General features: G+C 72.4%; 12 protein-coding genes and 3 pseudogenes. 9 read left to right on the top strand and 6 right to left on the bottom strand.

Annotation, left to right across the window (positions count from 1 at the left end; genetic code table 11):
• Positions 1 to 132 precede the first annotated feature (132 nt).
• The 3 genes from ACWEKM_RS18430 (at position 133) to ACWEKM_RS18440 (ending at position 5,775) form a co-directional block, all read left to right on the top strand.
• On the top strand, positions 133 to 2,991 hold the full coding sequence (locus ACWEKM_RS18430) for a DEAD/DEAH box helicase (RefSeq protein WP_451622227.1): 2,859 nt from the start codon (positions 133 to 135) through the stop codon (positions 2,989 to 2,991).
• Positions 2,988 to 4,253, top strand: coding sequence for an SWIM zinc finger family protein (locus ACWEKM_RS18435; RefSeq protein ID WP_451622228.1), 1,266 nt, complete (start codon positions 2,988 to 2,990; stop codon positions 4,251 to 4,253). Before ACWEKM_RS18430 ends, ACWEKM_RS18435 begins: the two co-directional genes overlap by 4 nt.
• A 175-nt stretch (positions 4,254 to 4,428) precedes the next feature.
• A complete protein-coding gene (locus ACWEKM_RS18440; RefSeq protein ID WP_451622229.1) occupies positions 4,429 to 5,775 on the top strand; it encodes an esterase-like activity of phytase family protein in 1,347 nt (448 codons plus the stop codon).
• A gap of 103 nt (positions 5,776 to 5,878) precedes the next feature.
• Here the strand turns inward: ACWEKM_RS18440 and xylA are convergent, their stop codons facing one another.
• Positions 5,879 to 7,045, bottom strand: coding sequence for a xylose isomerase (gene xylA / locus ACWEKM_RS18445; protein ID WP_451622230.1), 1,167 nt, complete (start codon positions 7,043 to 7,045; stop codon positions 5,879 to 5,881).
• 192 nt (positions 7,046 to 7,237) lie between these two features.
• Here xylA and xylB point away from each other — a divergent pair, with 192 nt between their 5' ends.
• Both xylB and ACWEKM_RS18455 read left to right on the top strand, forming a co-directional pair.
• Positions 7,238 to 8,683 carry a xylulokinase gene (gene xylB, locus ACWEKM_RS18450; protein WP_451622231.1) on the top strand — a complete coding sequence of 482 codons (1,446 nt, stop codon included), beginning with the start codon at positions 7,238 to 7,240 and terminating at the stop codon, positions 8,681 to 8,683.
• Positions 8,684 to 8,737: 54 nt separating this feature from the next.
• Positions 8,738 to 9,946, top strand: a complete 1,209-nt coding sequence (locus tag ACWEKM_RS18455) for an ROK family protein (protein WP_451622232.1) — start codon at positions 8,738 to 8,740, stop codon at positions 9,944 to 9,946.
• A gap of 11 nt (positions 9,947 to 9,957) precedes the next feature.
• Here the strand turns inward: ACWEKM_RS18455 and ACWEKM_RS18460 are convergent.
• A pseudogene (locus ACWEKM_RS18460) lies at positions 9,958 to 10,826 on the bottom strand (alpha/beta fold hydrolase).
• A gap of 96 nt (positions 10,827 to 10,922) precedes the next feature.
• On the opposite strand from ACWEKM_RS18460, the gene ACWEKM_RS18465 reads away from it, so the two are divergent.
• Complete coding sequence (locus ACWEKM_RS18465) at positions 10,923 to 11,414, top strand: NUDIX hydrolase (RefSeq protein WP_451622233.1); 492 nt, start codon at positions 10,923 to 10,925, stop codon at positions 11,412 to 11,414.
• Positions 11,415 to 11,472: 58 nt separating this feature from the next.
• Here ACWEKM_RS18465 and ACWEKM_RS18470 read toward each other — a convergent pair whose 3' ends face one another.
• Entirely contained in the window at positions 11,473 to 12,357 is an 885-nt protein-coding gene (locus ACWEKM_RS18470; RefSeq protein WP_451622234.1) for a DUF4232 domain-containing protein, read from the bottom strand.
• A gap of 530 nt (positions 12,358 to 12,887) precedes the next feature.
• Here ACWEKM_RS18470 and ACWEKM_RS18475 point away from each other — a divergent pair.
• From ACWEKM_RS18475 to ACWEKM_RS18485, 3 genes and pseudogenes are all read left to right on the top strand, one after another.
• Positions 12,888 to 13,031 (top strand): annotated as a pseudogene (locus ACWEKM_RS18475) (acetamidase/formamidase family protein); the annotation flags it as partial.
• Positions 13,027 to 13,233 carry a hypothetical protein gene (locus ACWEKM_RS18480; RefSeq protein ID WP_451622240.1) on the top strand — a complete coding sequence of 69 codons (207 nt, stop codon included), beginning with the start codon at positions 13,027 to 13,029 and terminating at the stop codon, positions 13,231 to 13,233. The pseudogene ACWEKM_RS18475 and the gene ACWEKM_RS18480, both read left to right, overlap by 5 nt.
• A gap of 51 nt (positions 13,234 to 13,284) precedes the next feature.
• A complete protein-coding gene (locus ACWEKM_RS18485; RefSeq protein WP_451622235.1) occupies positions 13,285 to 13,884 on the top strand; it encodes an N-acetylmuramoyl-L-alanine amidase in 600 nt (199 codons plus the stop codon).
• Between the two features lie 428 nt (positions 13,885 to 14,312).
• On the opposite strand, the gene ACWEKM_RS18490 is transcribed toward ACWEKM_RS18485, so the two are convergent.
• From ACWEKM_RS18490 to ACWEKM_RS18500, 3 genes and pseudogenes are all read right to left on the bottom strand, one after another.
• On the bottom strand, positions 14,313 to 15,023 hold the full coding sequence (locus ACWEKM_RS18490) for a LysR substrate-binding domain-containing protein (protein WP_451622236.1): 711 nt from the start codon (positions 15,021 to 15,023) through the stop codon (positions 14,313 to 14,315).
• Between the two features lie 27 nt (positions 15,024 to 15,050).
• Complete coding sequence (locus ACWEKM_RS18495) at positions 15,051 to 15,263, bottom strand: hypothetical protein (RefSeq protein ID WP_451622241.1); 213 nt, start codon at positions 15,261 to 15,263, stop codon at positions 15,051 to 15,053.
• Positions 15,232 to 15,459, bottom strand: a pseudogene (locus ACWEKM_RS18500) (IS5/IS1182 family transposase); the annotation flags it as partial. The pseudogene ACWEKM_RS18500 and the gene ACWEKM_RS18495, both read right to left, overlap by 32 nt.
• Positions 15,460 to 15,471 lie beyond the last annotated feature (12 nt).

Here is a 15,471-nt window from a genome sequence, read left to right on the forward strand (position 1 = left end):
CATCCGTGCAGCACATCGTGCACCAGGCGAAGTGGCTCAGATCACAGCCTAGCTGTTCGGGGTCAGCCTCGGACATGGGGTAACCTCGGCGACCTTGCTCCAGTAGTCAAATTTGAGGAGTCGGGCAGAGCTGTGCAGAGCATCACCGCGGCGCCATCCCCCGAGTCGTCCGAACTGGCACGCTGCCCCGCCGTGTTCGTGCCGGCCGACCCCGCGCGTGCCGGCCACTTCGCCTTCTGGCGGCCCGACGGCACCCTTCCCCCCGCTTCGGGAGCCGTCGCGGACCTGGGCGTCGCAGTACCCGGCGGGCAAGGGGTCGAGCGGGTGCGCGTGCCCGCGGTGCTGTTGCCGGTACGCGCGGCCCTGCCGGTGCTCACACGCGCGCGTGTCGACCCGCTCGCCCACCGGGCCACCGTGTTCTGGGGCTCGGCAGGCATGCTGGCCCTGCACTTCCTGGCCCGCGGCCTGCTGCTGCCCGGGCTCTCCCCGACCGATCACGATGCCTGGCGGGTCGGCCCCCTGACCGCGCGGGACACGGAACTCGTCCGCGAACTCGCCGCCTCGATGCCGCCGGAGGCGCACGCCGTCCCGGTGAGCGACGCCGGGCCGCCCCGGCTGCCCGCCCCGGAGGGGCTGCTGCACGCCTTCCTGGACGCGGTCGCCGACACGCTCCCCCGCTCCCCCGCCGCGCCGCTGGTCACGGGCGGCCCTGCGTACGCGGCGGCGCAGCCGCAGCAGCTGCCCGGACAGCGGGCCTGGGCCGACGACGTCGCAGCGGGGCACGACGCCGGCGTACGACTGTCGCTGCGGATCGAGGTGCCGGGCCTTGACGACACGTCGCACGACGATGCCCCGGCGCGGTTCCGTGCCGTGCTCCAAGTACACACCGTCGGCGGCCCGGCGACCGTCGCGGACGCGGCCGAGGTGTGGTCCGGCTCCGGTCCTTCGGGCCTGACCTTCGGTCCCCGCGCGCGGCTGGACGCCCTGCTGGCCCTGCGCCGCGCGGCCCGCGCCTGGCCGCCGCTCGCGGCCCTGCTGTCGGCGACCGTACCGGACCGCGTCGAACTCGCCGACGACGAGATCACCGAACTCCTCGGAGCGGGCGCCCGTGCCCTGTCCGCGGCGGGCGTCGAGGTGCACTGGCCCAAGGAACTGTCGCGAGAGCTGTCCGCCCAGGTGGTCATCGGGCCGCCGACGGGCGGGAGCACAGGGGTGACGGGACGCGCGGAGGTGGCGTCGTTCCTGTCGACCCACGCCCGGCTCGCGTTCACCTGGTGGTTCGGGCTGGATGGCCGGGAACTCTCCCGCGAGGAACTGGACCGACTGGCCGAGGCCCGGCGTCCCCTGGTGCGGCTGCGCGACCAGTGGGTGCTGATCGACCCTCTGGAGGCGCGGCGCGTCCGTGCACGACAGGACCGCGAGGTCACGCCCGTCGAGGCGCTCGGCGCCGCGCTGACCGGCTCGACGGAGGTCGACGGCCGCCGCGTCGAGGTACGGCCCACGGGGTGGTCGGCGGAGCTGCGGGAGCGGCTCGCGGACCCCGAGGGACAGGAGCCGGTCGGACCGCCCACGGCGCTCGCCGCCACCCTGCGGGACTACCAGCTGCGGGGATTCACCTGGCTGGCCCGGACGACATCCCTGGGACTCGGCTGCTGCCTGGCGGACGACATGGGCCTCGGCAAGACCGTCACGCTGATCGCCCTGCATCTGCACCGCCAGAACGACCCCGCCACGGCCGGTCCCACGCTCGTGGTCTGTCCGGCGTCCCTGCTGGGCAACTGGCAGCGGGAGATCGAGAAATTCGCGCCCGGCACACCGGTGCGCCGCTTCCACGGCCCACGACGGAATCCGGACGCGCCCGCCGTCGGCGAGTTCGTCCTCACGACGTACGGCACGCTCCGCCTGCACGCGGGACGGCTCGGCGAGGTCCCCTGGGGCATGGTCGTCGCCGACGAGGCCCAGCATGTGAAGAACCCGTTCTCGGCGACGGCGCGGGCACTGCGCTCCGTCGGAGCACGCGCACGCGTGGCGCTCACCGGCACCCCGGTGGAGAACAACCTGTCGGAGCTGTGGGCGATCCTCGACTGGACGACCCCGGGACTGCTGGGGCGTCTCGGCACCTTCCGCGCCCAGTACGCGCAGGCCGTCGAGGGCGGCCGTGACCCCGCCGCCGCGCGGCGGCTCGCCCACCTGGTGCGACCGTTCCTGCTGCGCCGCCGCAAGTCGGATCCGGGTATCGCGCCCGAGCTGCCGCCGAAGACCGAGACCGATCACGCCGTACCGCTGACCGGGGAACAGGCGGGCCTTTACGAGGCATTGGTCCGGGAGACGCTGGAGACGGTCGCCACGGCCGACGGCATGGCGCGCCGCGGGCTGATCGTGAAGCTGCTGACCGGTCTGAAGCAGATCTGCAATCACCCGGCGCAGTTCCTCAGGGAGGACGCTGCCCAGATCGCCGGACGGTCGGGGAAGCTGGAGTCGCTGGACGAACTCCTCGGCACGATCCTCTCCGAGGGGGCGGGCGTTCTCGTCTTCACCCAGTACGTGCGGATGGCGCGCCTCCTGGAACGGCATCTGGCGGCCCGTGGAGTGCCCGCGCAACTGCTGCACGGCGGTCTGCCCGTGGCCGAGCGCGAGGCGCTGGTGCGGCGCTTCCAGGAGGGCGACGTACCCGTCTTCCTGCTCTCCTTGAAGGCGGCCGGCACGGGCCTGAACCTGACCTGGGCCGAGCATGTGGTGCACTACGACCGCTGGTGGAATCCCGCGGTGGAGGCACAGGCCACCGACCGCGCGTATCGCCTCGGCCAGACCCGGCCCGTGCAGGTGCACCGGCTGATCACCGAGGGAACCGTCGAGGACCGCATCGCGGAGCTGTTGAACCGCAAGCAGGAACTGGCCGACGCCGTCCTCGGCTCCGGCGAGGCGGCGCTCACGGAACTGACGGACACGGAGCTGGCCGAACTGGTGGAGCTGCGCGGGGAGGCGCGATGACCCGGTACGACGAGGATACGGAGCGCACGTTCCCCGCTCTGCCGCCCGCGCACGGGCGGGGCTTCGCACAGACGTGGTGGGGCCGGGTGTGGCTGCGGGCCCTGGAGGACACGGCGCTGGACGGGGCGCAGGTGAAGGCGGGGCGCAGGCTCGCGCGCTCCGGAGCGGTGGGCGCGGTCTCGGTACGGCCGGGCCGCGTCACGGCCGTCGTCCGGGACCCCGGAGGGGCCGCGCACCGGGCCGATGTGCTGCTGCCGCAGCTGTCGGACGAACAGTGGGAGCGGCTGCTCGACCTGGTCGTCGAGCGGGCCGGGCATGTGGCGGCGCTGCTCGATCGCGAGATGCCGCCCCACCTGGTCGAGGACGCGGCGGCAGCGGGGATCGAACTACTGCCGGGACTCGGCGATCTGGAGCCCGAGTGCGACTGTGGCGCCTGGGACCATTGCGGGCACACGGCCGCGCTGTGCCACCAGGTGGCGCGGCTGCTGGACGAGGACCCATTCGTGCTGCTGCTGTTGCGGGGACGGGGCAGGCGCGCCCTGCTGGAGGCACTGCGGTTGCGTACCGCGGTGTCCGATGGGCCGGCCGACGAGCGGGACACAGTGGACGCCGCGGATGCCTGGGCGGCCGGCGACATCCTGCCGCCCCTGCCCGCACCGCCCCCGCTTCCGGACGCGCCCGGCCGGCCGCCGTTTTTTGACGCCGAGGCGCCACCCGCGGCCGGGATCGACCCGAAGGCCCTCGCGTACCTTGCCGCTCGGACCGCCCTGGAGGCGCATCGGCTGCTCGTCGGGGCGCTCCACGGCGAGCAGCGACAGGCGGGGGGCGAACCGGAGTTGACGGTGGGCCAGGACGCCGTGCGGCCCGCCGCAGGCACCCCTGAAGGAGCCATCGCGCACCGGCTGGCGGACGGTTCGGGCCGCGACCCGGAAGGGCTGGAGACGGCCGTGCGCGCCTGGCACCACGGCGGCGCCGAGGCACTGGCCGTGCTCGACGTGGAGTGGCAGGTGGAGGGCGGCGCCCTGGCACGCGCGCGTGCCGCGCTGGACGCCGGCTGGGACGAGGACGACCGGCCGGCACTGCGACGGGCGGGCAACCGGTGGACCGTCCACGGCGCGGGCGTGCAGCTGCGGCTGGGGCGGGACGGCCGCTGGTGGCCCTTCCGGCTGCGCGGTCACTGGATCCCCTCGGGTGACGCGGCGTGGGATCCGGCGACGGCTCTCGCGACGGCTCGGCTCCACCTTGAGGAGGAGCCGCCGTGAGCCTTGACAACCCGGTGACCGTGCGGGAGTGAGGGCTGACGGTTCGTCGGCCGGGCCCCACGCCGCGGCGATTGGACGAGCGGGCGACGCCCGGCATTCACCTGGCAGTCGCGCCGATTTACCGCCGGGACTCAAATCTGGCCACTGCCATCGAACTTGACCCTTTGGAGGCCCGATGTCCTCGCACACCACCGGCCGGCGCCGAGCCCACCGTTCCGTCGTCACGGGGCTTCCGCTGGCCCTGGCCGCCGCGCTCGTGGCAGCCGGCACGGCCGCGGCGACGCCGGCCAAGACGGCGAAGGCCCATGTCGTCCGCACGGCGACGCTCGCAGACATCCCGCTCGGCACGTTCAGCAACGCCCTGCTGCACGGCAGCGTGGCCGACGACCGGGGTGTGGACCTCGGCGGCATCGGCAGCGACATCTACCCCACGGGCCGCAAGAACGAGTTCTGGACGGTGACCGACCGCGGACCGAACGGCCAGATCAAGGTGGACGGCCAGAAGCGCCGCACGTTCCCCGTGCCCGGCTTCGACCCGGCGATCGTGAAGATCCGGCTGTCCGGAAACAGCGTCGAGGTGATCGACGCGATCCCCCTCACCACGTCCTCCGGGAAGGCCGTCACCGGGCTGTCCAACCAGAAGTCGCGCGACGAGGCGCCGTACAACTACGACGCCTCGACGCTGCTGTCGTACAACCCGAACGGCCTGGACACCGAAGGTGTCGTGCGGGCCGCGGACGGGACGTTCTGGCTGGTCGACGAGTACGGGCCGTCGCTGGTCCACGTCTCCGCGCGCGGGAAGGTGCTCACCCGGTACGTGCCCGAGGGGCTGAACCTGACCGGTGCCGACTACCCCGTGGTGGAGGCGCTGCCGTCCGTGCTGCTGCACCGGAAGGTGAACCGCGGTTTCGAGGGGCTGGCCCTGCTGCCCGGCGGCGACCTCGTGATGGCCGTGCAGAGCCCGCTCTCGCTGCCGGACGCGGACGCGGGGAACGCCTCGCGCACGACCCGGCTGCTGCGCTTCTCGCCGAAGAAGAAGGCGGTCACCGCCGAGTACGCGTACCGGTTCGACCCGGTCGACGTCGTCGACCCGAGCGAGGACGACACGTCCGAGCTGAAGATCTCCTCGGTGGTGGCTCTCGGCGGTAACCGGCTGCTGGTCGAGGAACGCACCGACAAGGCGGCCCGCCTCCAGGTGGTGAAGCTGAGCCGCAAGGCCGACATCCTCGGTGACCCCTGGGACGACGACACCACGTCCCCCTCGCTGGAGCAGTTGGACGACCCGGCCGCCGCGGGCGTCCCGGTGCTCGCCAAGCGACTCGTGGTCGACCTCGGCACGGTGAGTGGCCTGCCGGGGAAGATCGAGGGCGTCGCGCGCGTGGACCACGACACGCTCGCCCTCATCAACGACAACGACTTCGGGATGACGGACGGCTCGGGCGCCTTCGACGCGCAGGGCCGGCTCGTCGACAGCGGCATCGAGACGACCGTGAACTACGTCCGGCTCCCCCACGGCATCTGACCTTCGCGCGAAGTACGCGAAGGAGGGGCATAGCGGTACCGAACGGTCAACAACAGGCGCGCGTGGGACGGCAGCAAATGCGCCGCCCCACGCGCGCGTGCGTTCAGCCCCGGACGCCGAGGAGGTGGTCCATGGCGAGTTGGTCGAGGTGTTCGAAGGCCATGCCGCGGGCGGCGGCGGTCTCGACGTCGAAGTCCTCATAGGCGGTGCGGTCCTCAAGGAGCGCCTGGAGGCCGTCGGCGGCGGTGGGCCGGGCGAGCTGGTCGAGGCGGGCTGCCGCCAGGGCTCGCCGGACCTCGGGGTCGGCACGGAAGGCCGCGGCGCGGTCCTTGAGGATGAGGTAGTTGCGCATGCAGCCGGCCGCGGAGGCCCACACGCCGTCGAGGTCTTCGGTCCTGGGGGGCTTGAAGTCGAAGTGGCGCGGGCCGTCGTAGCCGGCGCTCTCCAGCAGGTCGACCAGCCAGAACGCGGCGCGCAGGTCGCCGGCGCCGAACCGCAGGTCCTGGTCGTACTTGATGCCGTTCTGGCCGTTGAGGTCGATGTGGAAGAGCTTGCCCGCCCAGAGGGCCTGCGCAATGGAGTGCGGGAAGTTGAGGCCGGCCATCTGTTCGTGGCCGACTTCGGGGTTGACGCCGTACAGGGCGGGGCGTTCGAGGCGTTCGATGAAGGCGAGGGCATGGCCGACGGTGGGCAGCAGGATGTCACCGCGGGGCTCGTTGGGCTTGGGCTCGATGGCGAAGCGCAGATCGTAGCCCTGGGTGGTGACGTACTCGCCGAGCAGGTCGAAGGCTTCCTTCATGCGGTCCAGGGCGGTGCGGACGTCCTTGGCGGCGCCGGACTCGGCGCCTTCCCTGCCGCCCCAGGCGACGTAGGTCCTGGCGCCGAGTTCGGCGGCGAGGTCGATGTTGCGGATGGTCTTGCGCAGGGCGTAGCGGCGTACGTCGCGGTCGTTGGCGGTGAACGCGCCGTCCTTGAAGACAGGGTGGGTGAAGAGGTTGGTGGTGGCCATGGGCACGGTCATGCCGGTGGTCTCCAGGGCCTGGCGGAAGCGTTTGATGTGGGCTTCGCGTTCGGCCTCGGAGGAACCGAAGGGGATCAGGTCGTCGTCGTGGAAGGTCACTCCGTGGGCGCCGAGTTCCGCCAGGCGCTGTACCGACTCGACCGGGTCGAGGGCCCGGCGGGTGGCGTCCCCGAACGGGTCCCTGCCCTGCCAGCCGACGGTCCACAGGCCGAACGTGAACCGGTCCTCGGGGGTGGGCTGGTAGCTCATGCCGCGGCTCCTTGCTCGCTTGCGACTATTTCGTCATGGCGGTTTACAAATTAGTATGCGGTCGCATCCCTGGGAAGGGAGAAGATGTCCCCAAGGGGGTGACGCCCCGGTCGCCACACCCTCGGGCACACCTTGGATGCACCGAAGAAGACCAGGTCGGATCCCCGCGAGCCGCGGAAGAGGGAGAGCCCGATGTCAACAGCCGATGGTCCGCTCGTCGTCGGCGTGGACACATCCACTCAGTCAACCAAGGCGCTGGTCGTCGACGCGGCCACGGGCCGGGTCGTGGCGAGCGGCCAGGCACCGCACAGCGTCACCTCCGGCACGGGCCGGGAGAGCGACCCGCGCCAGTGGTGGGACGCCCTGTGCGAGGCCCTGCGCCGGTGCGGCGACGCGGCGCGCGAGGCCGCCGCGGTGTCGATCGGCGGCCAGCAGCACGGCCTGGTCACCCTGGACGACGAGGGCGATCCTGTCCGGCCGGCCCTGCTGTGGAACGATGTGCGCTCGGCGCCGCAGGCCCGCCGCCTCGTGGCGGAGCTGGGCGGCCCGAAGGCATGGGCGGAGCGCACCGGCAGCGTGCCCGGGGCGTCCTTCACGGTCGCCAAGTGGGCCTGGCTGGCCGAGCACGAGCCGGAGGCGGTCCGCGCCACCAGGGCGGTGCGTCTGCCCCACGACTACCTCACGGAGCGCCTCACGGGTCAGGGCACCACGGACCGCGGGGACGCCTCCGGCACCGGCTGGTGGGCGTCCGGCACCGAGGCGTACGACGGGGAGACCCTCGCCCATGTGGGGCTCGACCCGGCGCTGCTGCCCCGTGTGGTCCGGCCGGGCGAGGTGGCGGGCACCGTGCGCGACAGCCATGACCTGCCGTTCTCCAAGGGCACCCTGGTGGCGCCCGGCACCGGCGACAACGCCGCGGCCGCGCTCGGCCTCGGGTTGCGTCCCGGCACCCCGGTCCTGAGCCTCGGCACGTCCGGCACCGTGTACGCGGTGTCCACGCGCCGTCCCGCCGACCCGACCGGCACGGTCGCGGGCTTCGCCGATGCGCGCGGGGACTGGCTGCCGCTGGCCTGCACCCTGAACTGCACCCTCGCCGTCGACCGCATCGCCGCACTGTTGGGACTGGACCGGGAGGCGGTCGAACCCGGCACCGCCGTCACCCTGCTGCCCTACCTGGACGGCGAACGCACCCCGAACCTGCCGAACGCCGCGGGGCTGCTGTACGGACTGCGCCACGACACGACGTCGGGGCAGCTCCTGCAGGCCGCGTACGACGGCGCCGTTCACGCGCTGCTCGGCGCCCTCGACCTGGTGCTCGACGAGGACGCCGACCGGAGCGCGCCCCTGCTGCTGATCGGCGGCGGCGCCCGCGGCACGGCCTGGCAGCAGACGGTACGGCGGCTGTCGGGACGGCCCGTACAGGTGCCCGAGGCCAGGGAGCTGGTCGCGCTCGGTGCGGCGGCACAGGCGGCCGGGCTGCTGACCGGCGAGGACCCGGCCGCGGTCGCCCGCCGCTGGAACACGGCGACGGGTCCCGTGCTGGACCCGGTGGAGCGGGACGAGGCGACGCTGGCCCGGATCTCCGGGGTACTCTCCGACGCGGCCCCGCTGCTGGCCCGGGGGACGGACACCCCGTGACCGGCACCGCGCGGGAACGCCGCCGAGGGACACGGAGCGAGGATCGACACAGGCATGACCGCACCGCTGCACGAGGGCCCGGCCGATTCCGGCCGCGCCCTGCCCGACACCCAGCAGGGCATGCGCCGCCGCAATCTGGCCAGGGTGATGCACGCCGTCAGCGCCGAGGGGCCGCTCTCCCGGGCCGCGGTCGCCTCGCGCATCGGGCTGACCCGGGCCGCGGTGTCGACCCTGGTGGAGGAGCTGACCCGTTGGGGACTCCTGGAGGAGCTGGGCCCCGAACGGCCCGGCCGGGTGGGGCGGCCGGGATCGGCGCTCGCCGTCAGCCGACGGGGCCCGGCCGGGATCGGCGCGGAGGTCGGCGTCGACCACCTCGCGGTGTGCGCGGTCGACCTGCGCGGCGAGGTACGCGCGCGTGCCGTGCGGCACGGCGCCAACCGTGGCCGTGCCGCCGGGCCGGTGCTCGACGAACTCGCCGCCCTGGTGCGCCTGGTCGTCGTCCAGGCGGAGCGGGCGGGGCTGTGGCCCGCGGGGCTCGCGGTGGCCGTGCCCGGCCTGGTGGCACGCGACGCCCGCACGGTCGTGCGCGCCCCGAACCTCGACTGGCGGGACACGGACCTCGGCGCCCTGCTGCCCGTCGGTATGCCGCTGACCGTGGACAACGAGGCCAACTTCGGCGCGCTCGCGGAACTCTGGCTCGGCGAAAGCGCCCCTCGGGACTTTCTGCATGTGTCGGCCGAGATCGGCATCGGTGCCGCGGTCGTGGTGGACGGGCGGCTGCTGCGCGGCACCCGGGGCTTCGCGGGCGAGCTGGGCCATGTCCCGGTCCGCCCCGACGGCCCGCGCTGCCCGTGCGGCGGACGCGGATGCCTCGAACAGTACGCCGGTGAGGAGGCGGTCCTGCGCGCGGCCGGCCTTCCCCCCGGTGAGGATCTGGTCGGGCTGCTCGCCCGGCGTGCCGACGAGGGGCACGAGGGCGTACGGCGGGCCCTGCACGAGGCCGGTGCAGCGCTCGGCATCGCCCTGACCGGGGCGGTGAACCTGCTCGACCCGGAGTCCGTGGTGCTGGGCGGCGCGTTGGCCGGGCTCTCGCCCTGGCTCCTGCCGTCGCTGACGGGCGAACTGGCGGACCGCACGGCGGGGCCGCCCTGCCCCGTGTCGGTGTCGCGACTCGGCCCCGAGGGGCCGCTGCTCGGGGCCGCGCACTTCGTGGTGCGGGCGGTCCTGGACGATCCTGCGAGGGTTGCCGAACACGTCGCCTGACGGCGGGCGGCTCAGCGTGGGAACACCCCGATCGCGCCCACGAAGTACTCGGCGTCGTCGAGCCAGGGGAAAGTGACCGGTGCCCGGCTGGACGGTGCACCGGGCGTCCGGGAACAACGCTGTGTACTGGGCCGTCGCGCGCGGCGGGGAGTTGAGGTCGAACTCGCCGGCCGGCAGCAGCACCGGTTGTCCGAACGCGGCGAGCGCCAGCCGGGTGGCGTCCGGGTCGAAGGCCCCGTCCGCGGTGAAGACGGCGGCGGCCGAATCGTTCCGCTGCTCCACCTCGGCAGCCCGGTGATGTTGCGCCGCCTCGTCCCGACAGCCGTGAGCGAAAGGTGCGATGGCCCGCCAGGAGCTGGCGGTCGCACGGCCGACGACGATCTCTTCGAGGGCCGCGCGGGCGGCCGGACACCAGGGTTCGCCGTCGCGTGGCGCCGACGTCGCGTGGCGGAGGCTTCGCCGGTCGTGATGCCTACGGCCATGACGCTCGGGGTGATCAGCGCGAGTCTGCCGACATGTCCCGGATGGCGCTCCGGATGGCGCACGGCGAGGTTCGCGTCGGCCGAATGCCCCAGCGGATCCATCCGGTCGAGCCCGAGGTGCTCGATCGGTGCCCCCACGTCCGCGACGAGACGGTCGCAGCGGTACGGGTCCTCGTCGGTCGGCAGTTGTGAGGCTCCGGTGCCCCGTAGGTCCGGCAGGATGAGCCGTCGGTTGGCGGACAGGCCGCCCAACTCACCGAGATGGGCGGTGGCCTGCCTGGGCCGCCCGGCAGGCAGACCCGGGGGGTGTCACCACCGCGGGCGCCCCGGCGGCCGAGACCGCGCCGACGCCTGCGGTCGGCGAGTTCGGTGCCGTCGGGCGCGGCAAAGGTGGGCATGGCCCAGACCCTCGCAGGAACGTTCGGGCCGGGCAGGCGGATTGTCCGGCGACCGCCGGGGGAAGACATGCGACGTGCCGACACCAGGAGGCGTGCATGGCGGACTGGGTGCCCCGTGAGGAGTGGATCGAGTCCCAGCCGCGATCCCTCCTCGCCTCGTGCGTGGTGGTGCGGGACGGCCGGGACCGCCTCCTGCTGCTGCGCTACGGGCCCGGGCAGCCGGTCTCCGGGAAATGGTGGCTGCCGGGTGGGATGCTCGATCACGGTGAGGACCCGTGGACCGCGGCGCGGCGGGAGATGCGGGAGGAGACGGGTATCGAACTCGGCCCGACGCCCCGGCTGATCGGCGTCGACCACCGGGCGGACGTGCTGGGCACGGGCCCGGTCCTCGACTGCTTCTTCGACGGGGGCATCCTCGCCGGGGACGCCCGGATCCGGCTCAGCTCCGAGCACGACCGGCACGCGCTGTTCCACCTCGACGAGTTGACGCGCACACCGCTCGTCGCCCGGCTCCCGACGCTCACCGCCCTGCACGCGGCGGCGGTGGCCGGAACCGTCGCGTACCTGCGGGAGGGCATTCCGGTGTGACGGCCGGGAAGGCGTTCCGGGGGGGTCCTTGCTGGGTGCGGCCCGCCGTGCCGGGCGTTCACCGCCACTCGGTCCGCTGCCACGGGCCGACGGCGAGCTTCCCCGTCGTGCCCAGGTCCAGTTCCGGTGTCACCATCACCGGTGCGGCGCCCGGCTTCGCCCACACCCGCACGTAGGGAGCGTTCACCGGGGTGCCGGAGAGCACCGTGTTGCGCCACACCAGCCCGGCGTGCGCGCGCTCGCCCGGCTTCAGGGCCAGCGGCCGCGGCGGCCCGTCGGCTCCCGTGCCGCCGGCGACGGAGGACCCGTCGTGCAGGATCCGCAACCCCTCGACCTTCCGGTGGGCGTCGTCGAGCACGCTCAGCCGGGGGTACCCCTCGATGCGGTAAGTGTCCGTGCCGCAGTTCTCCAGATGAAGGCTCACCGCGCGAAGTCCCATGGCGGCGTCGCCCTCGTCCGCGTACAAGCGCACGCCGGACGACGGGCAGGGTCCGCCCGGGGCCGGTGCCTCCTCGGTCGGAACGCTGCGCACCTTGACCACCTCCACCTGCGTCGCGCCGACTGTGCCCGTCGGCTGCGCGGGCATGTCGACCGTGCCCGTCACGGTGGTCTTGGGCGCGACGGATGCCAGGACGCGTGACGCGTTCACCGGCGCCGCGCCGTTCCCGGGCCGGAACCGGAAGGTGACGGTGTACCGGAAGGGCCTGTCGTGATCGTTGGTGACCTGGAACACCGCGCAGTCACCGGCCGGGCCGCGGACGTCGCTGATCCTTACGTCGTCCGTCTCCGGTCCGTAACGTTCGTCTGCCGCCGCCGACTTCGGCGGGTGGGCGACATCGCAGGAGGTACGGCCCGACTCGCCGGAGGACCGACCCGGCACCTGGCTGCCGCAGGCCGTCAGCAGCGACGCGGCGGCGATGGCCGCGAGTGGCGGGAGTGACATGGCACGCATCCGCCGAGTCGACCAGGCTTCGAGCATGATGTGCTGTGACCGGGACCACTCTTCCCGTCACAGCGCTGTCACAGAGACAGAGCAATCATGCGAAATCCGGGGCGAGTTCCTTCGAACGGGTGGCGGCGTTGTCCACAGCTCCGCCCTCGTCCACCGATTCACACAGCGCCGTTCTGCCCAACCCGCACACGCCGTACCGTAATTCACGTGAGACGCAGCCGGGCACCGGGCCGCGGGTGTGCAGCAGGGGACGAGGGGGTCACGCATGTCGAGGGAAATCACCGCGGGGCTGCGGCGGGACGCCATCGCGCTGCGCGAGGTCCTGTTCCGCTCCCCCGGCGCGGGCATCGCGGTGCATCGCGCAGTCACCGTCGGCGCGATGCTGGGACTCGGGTTCGGCTACGACCCGGTGACCGCGTTCCTGTTCCTCGCCGCGGTGATCGTCACCGTCGTCATCGGTGTCCGCGTTTACCTCGACGAAACCGTGCCCGCCCGCCTGGGCAGAATGGAGGATCCGGGCGATGACCGACCCGCGAGTCCTGACGGTTCGACCTCAACCGGGCGAACACGCCTGGACGTTCAGGAGCGCTCCGCCTATGACTCGGATCGCGCCCGGCACGGTGCTCGACCTGTACACGGAGAACCGCTTCGGTCGGACTCGTGCAGCGGCCGGTGCACTACTACGGGTTCGCCGAGCCGGACACGTCCCTGTTCGCGGCCCAGGCGGTCGACTCACCGTTGGCCAACATGTGCGACACCCATGACACCTGCGTCGCAAAGATCCGCAAGGAATGGCCGCCCGCCCGCGAGACCCCTAGCGGAATACACACACGGCTGTACGAGACGGCGGAGGCATTTCGCACCTGACCTCGCCACGGAAGTTCCCGAATCCCCCCACACCCGAAAGGCGAATCGACCATGGACCGGTCCCGACCGCTGCCCAGCAGACGACGGATCCTGAAGGGCGCGGCCCTCGCCGCGGTGCCCTACGCGCTGCTGCCCGACGCCCGCGCCGGCGCGCAGACCCAGGCCGTCGACTATCCGTCCGCCGAGTGGCAGTCGGCAAGCAGCTCCAACTACACGGCGTCCACCCGCCCCAGTGACTATTCCGTGGACCGCGTGATCGTCCACGTCACCCAGGAGACGTATGCCAGCACCCTGTCCATCTTCCAGAACCCGCAGAAGAAAGTGTCGGCGCACTATGTGGTCCGTTCCGCGGACGGGCATGTGGCGCAGTGCGTGCGTGAGGCCGACATCGCCTGGCACGCGGGGAACTGGGACTACAACACCCGCAGCGTAGGTATCGAGCACGAGGGCTGGGTGGACCAGCCCGCCTACTTCACCGACGCGCTGTACACACAGTCGGCGAAGCTGACGGCGGCGATCTGCGAGAGATACGACATCCCCAAGGACCGGGCGCACATCCTCGGGCACGTCGAGGTACCCGGGACCGACCACACCGATCCGGGGCCGAACTGGGACTGGGGCCGCTACCTCAGACTCGTCAACCTCGCCTGACCGATTCGTCGCCCCGCCCAGCGCTCCGTCAGGCGTTCGTCGAGCGCCTGACGGCGTCGAGGGCCCAGCACACGCCCGGCGCCCGTCGTTCGGATGGGACCTGTCAAAGAGGTTGTCCGCGCCGACCCCTGGGGTGACGGTGTCCCACACCGCATCGCCGTCCGGGGAGGCCGGGTTGACCGATCCATGGGTGACCCTCTGGGATTCGTCCAGGCGGTGGCGCGCGCTCGCCGAGCTCATTTCCCAGCAGCGCGGGGAGCGACTTGCCGAAGAGCTGGGGTTCGCCCTGCGGGTCGTGGCCGTCACCGATGTGCGGGCTGGTTCCCTGGTGGAAGACGCGGCCATGGCTCTCGCATTCGCGTCGGTCGGTGTGGTGTCGCCCGGCCCGGCTACCAGCGGCGTACGCCGAGGCGATGGAGCGTACGGCGTCAGCTCGCTGTCGGCAGTTCGGAGCGTGTGACGCGGTGGTCGATTGTTTCGGCCGCGGCCTGGAGCATGGAGATCGCCTGGTTCAGGAAGGGGTTGAGGTCCGAGGTACGGCGGACGGCGAAGACCCGGCGCACATACGAGGGGTGGGCGAGCCGGATGACATGCACCTCGTGCGATTCGAGCATGGCCAGCTCGGGCACCACGGCAACCCCCAGACCGCGGCGCACCAGCTCGAACGGGAGGTTGTAGTCGTCGGTGCGGAAGAGCACCTCGGGGCGGAAGCCGGCTTCCGCGCACATGTGGAAGAGGAAACGCGCCGCGTCGGTGTTCTCGTGGGAGCAGATCCACCGCTCCTGGGAAAGGTCGGCGATGCGGACGTGCTTGCGCCGGGGCAGTCGGTGACCGCTGGGCACCAGGACATACAGCGGCTCCTCGAGGATCAAGGTGCAGTCCAGGTCCTTGGGCCAGGTGCGGGGTACTGTCCCGTACTCGAAGACCACGCAGAGGTCGAGCCGCCCGTCATTGACCGCCGGCAGCGTCATGTGCGGGTCGGCTTCCTCGTACCGGACGTCGACCTGGGGGCGGTCGCGGAGGAGATCTGCGAGCACCGCAGGGACCAGCCGAAAGCCCGCTGACCAGAAGCTGCCCAAGTACAGTCGGCCACGCTCGGCGGTCGCGAAGGACCGCATCTCGTCCTCGGCGGCTTCCATCGTGGCGACTAGGTTCTGTTTCCTGGATCATGTTCGGAGCCAGATGACCAGGGCCGCGACGGTGACAGTTCCGAGGTAGACGTAGGCGCGTCTGTCGTAGCGGGTCGCCACGGCCCGGTGATTCTTCAGGCGATTGATGGCCCGCTCGACGACGTTGCGCTTCTTGTACCGTTCCTTGTCGAAGCCGGTCGGGCGTCCGCCGTCCGAGCCGCGCCTGCGCCGGGTTGGCCCGCTGGTCACGGGGTTCGGGGATGGTGTGCCGGATCTTGCGCCGCCGCAGGCAGCGGCGGTTCTTCCGGGAACTGTAAGCCTTGTCGGCGCTGAGGCTGTCGGGCCGGGTACGCGGCCGGCCAGGCCCGACGCGAGGCACGCGGATCTTCTCCAGTACTGCCTCGAACTGCGGGCTGTCGCCGTACTGGCCGGGCGTCAGGAGCATCGACAACGGGCG

The sequence above is a fragment of the Streptomyces sp. NPDC004752 genome, assembly GCF_053601275.1.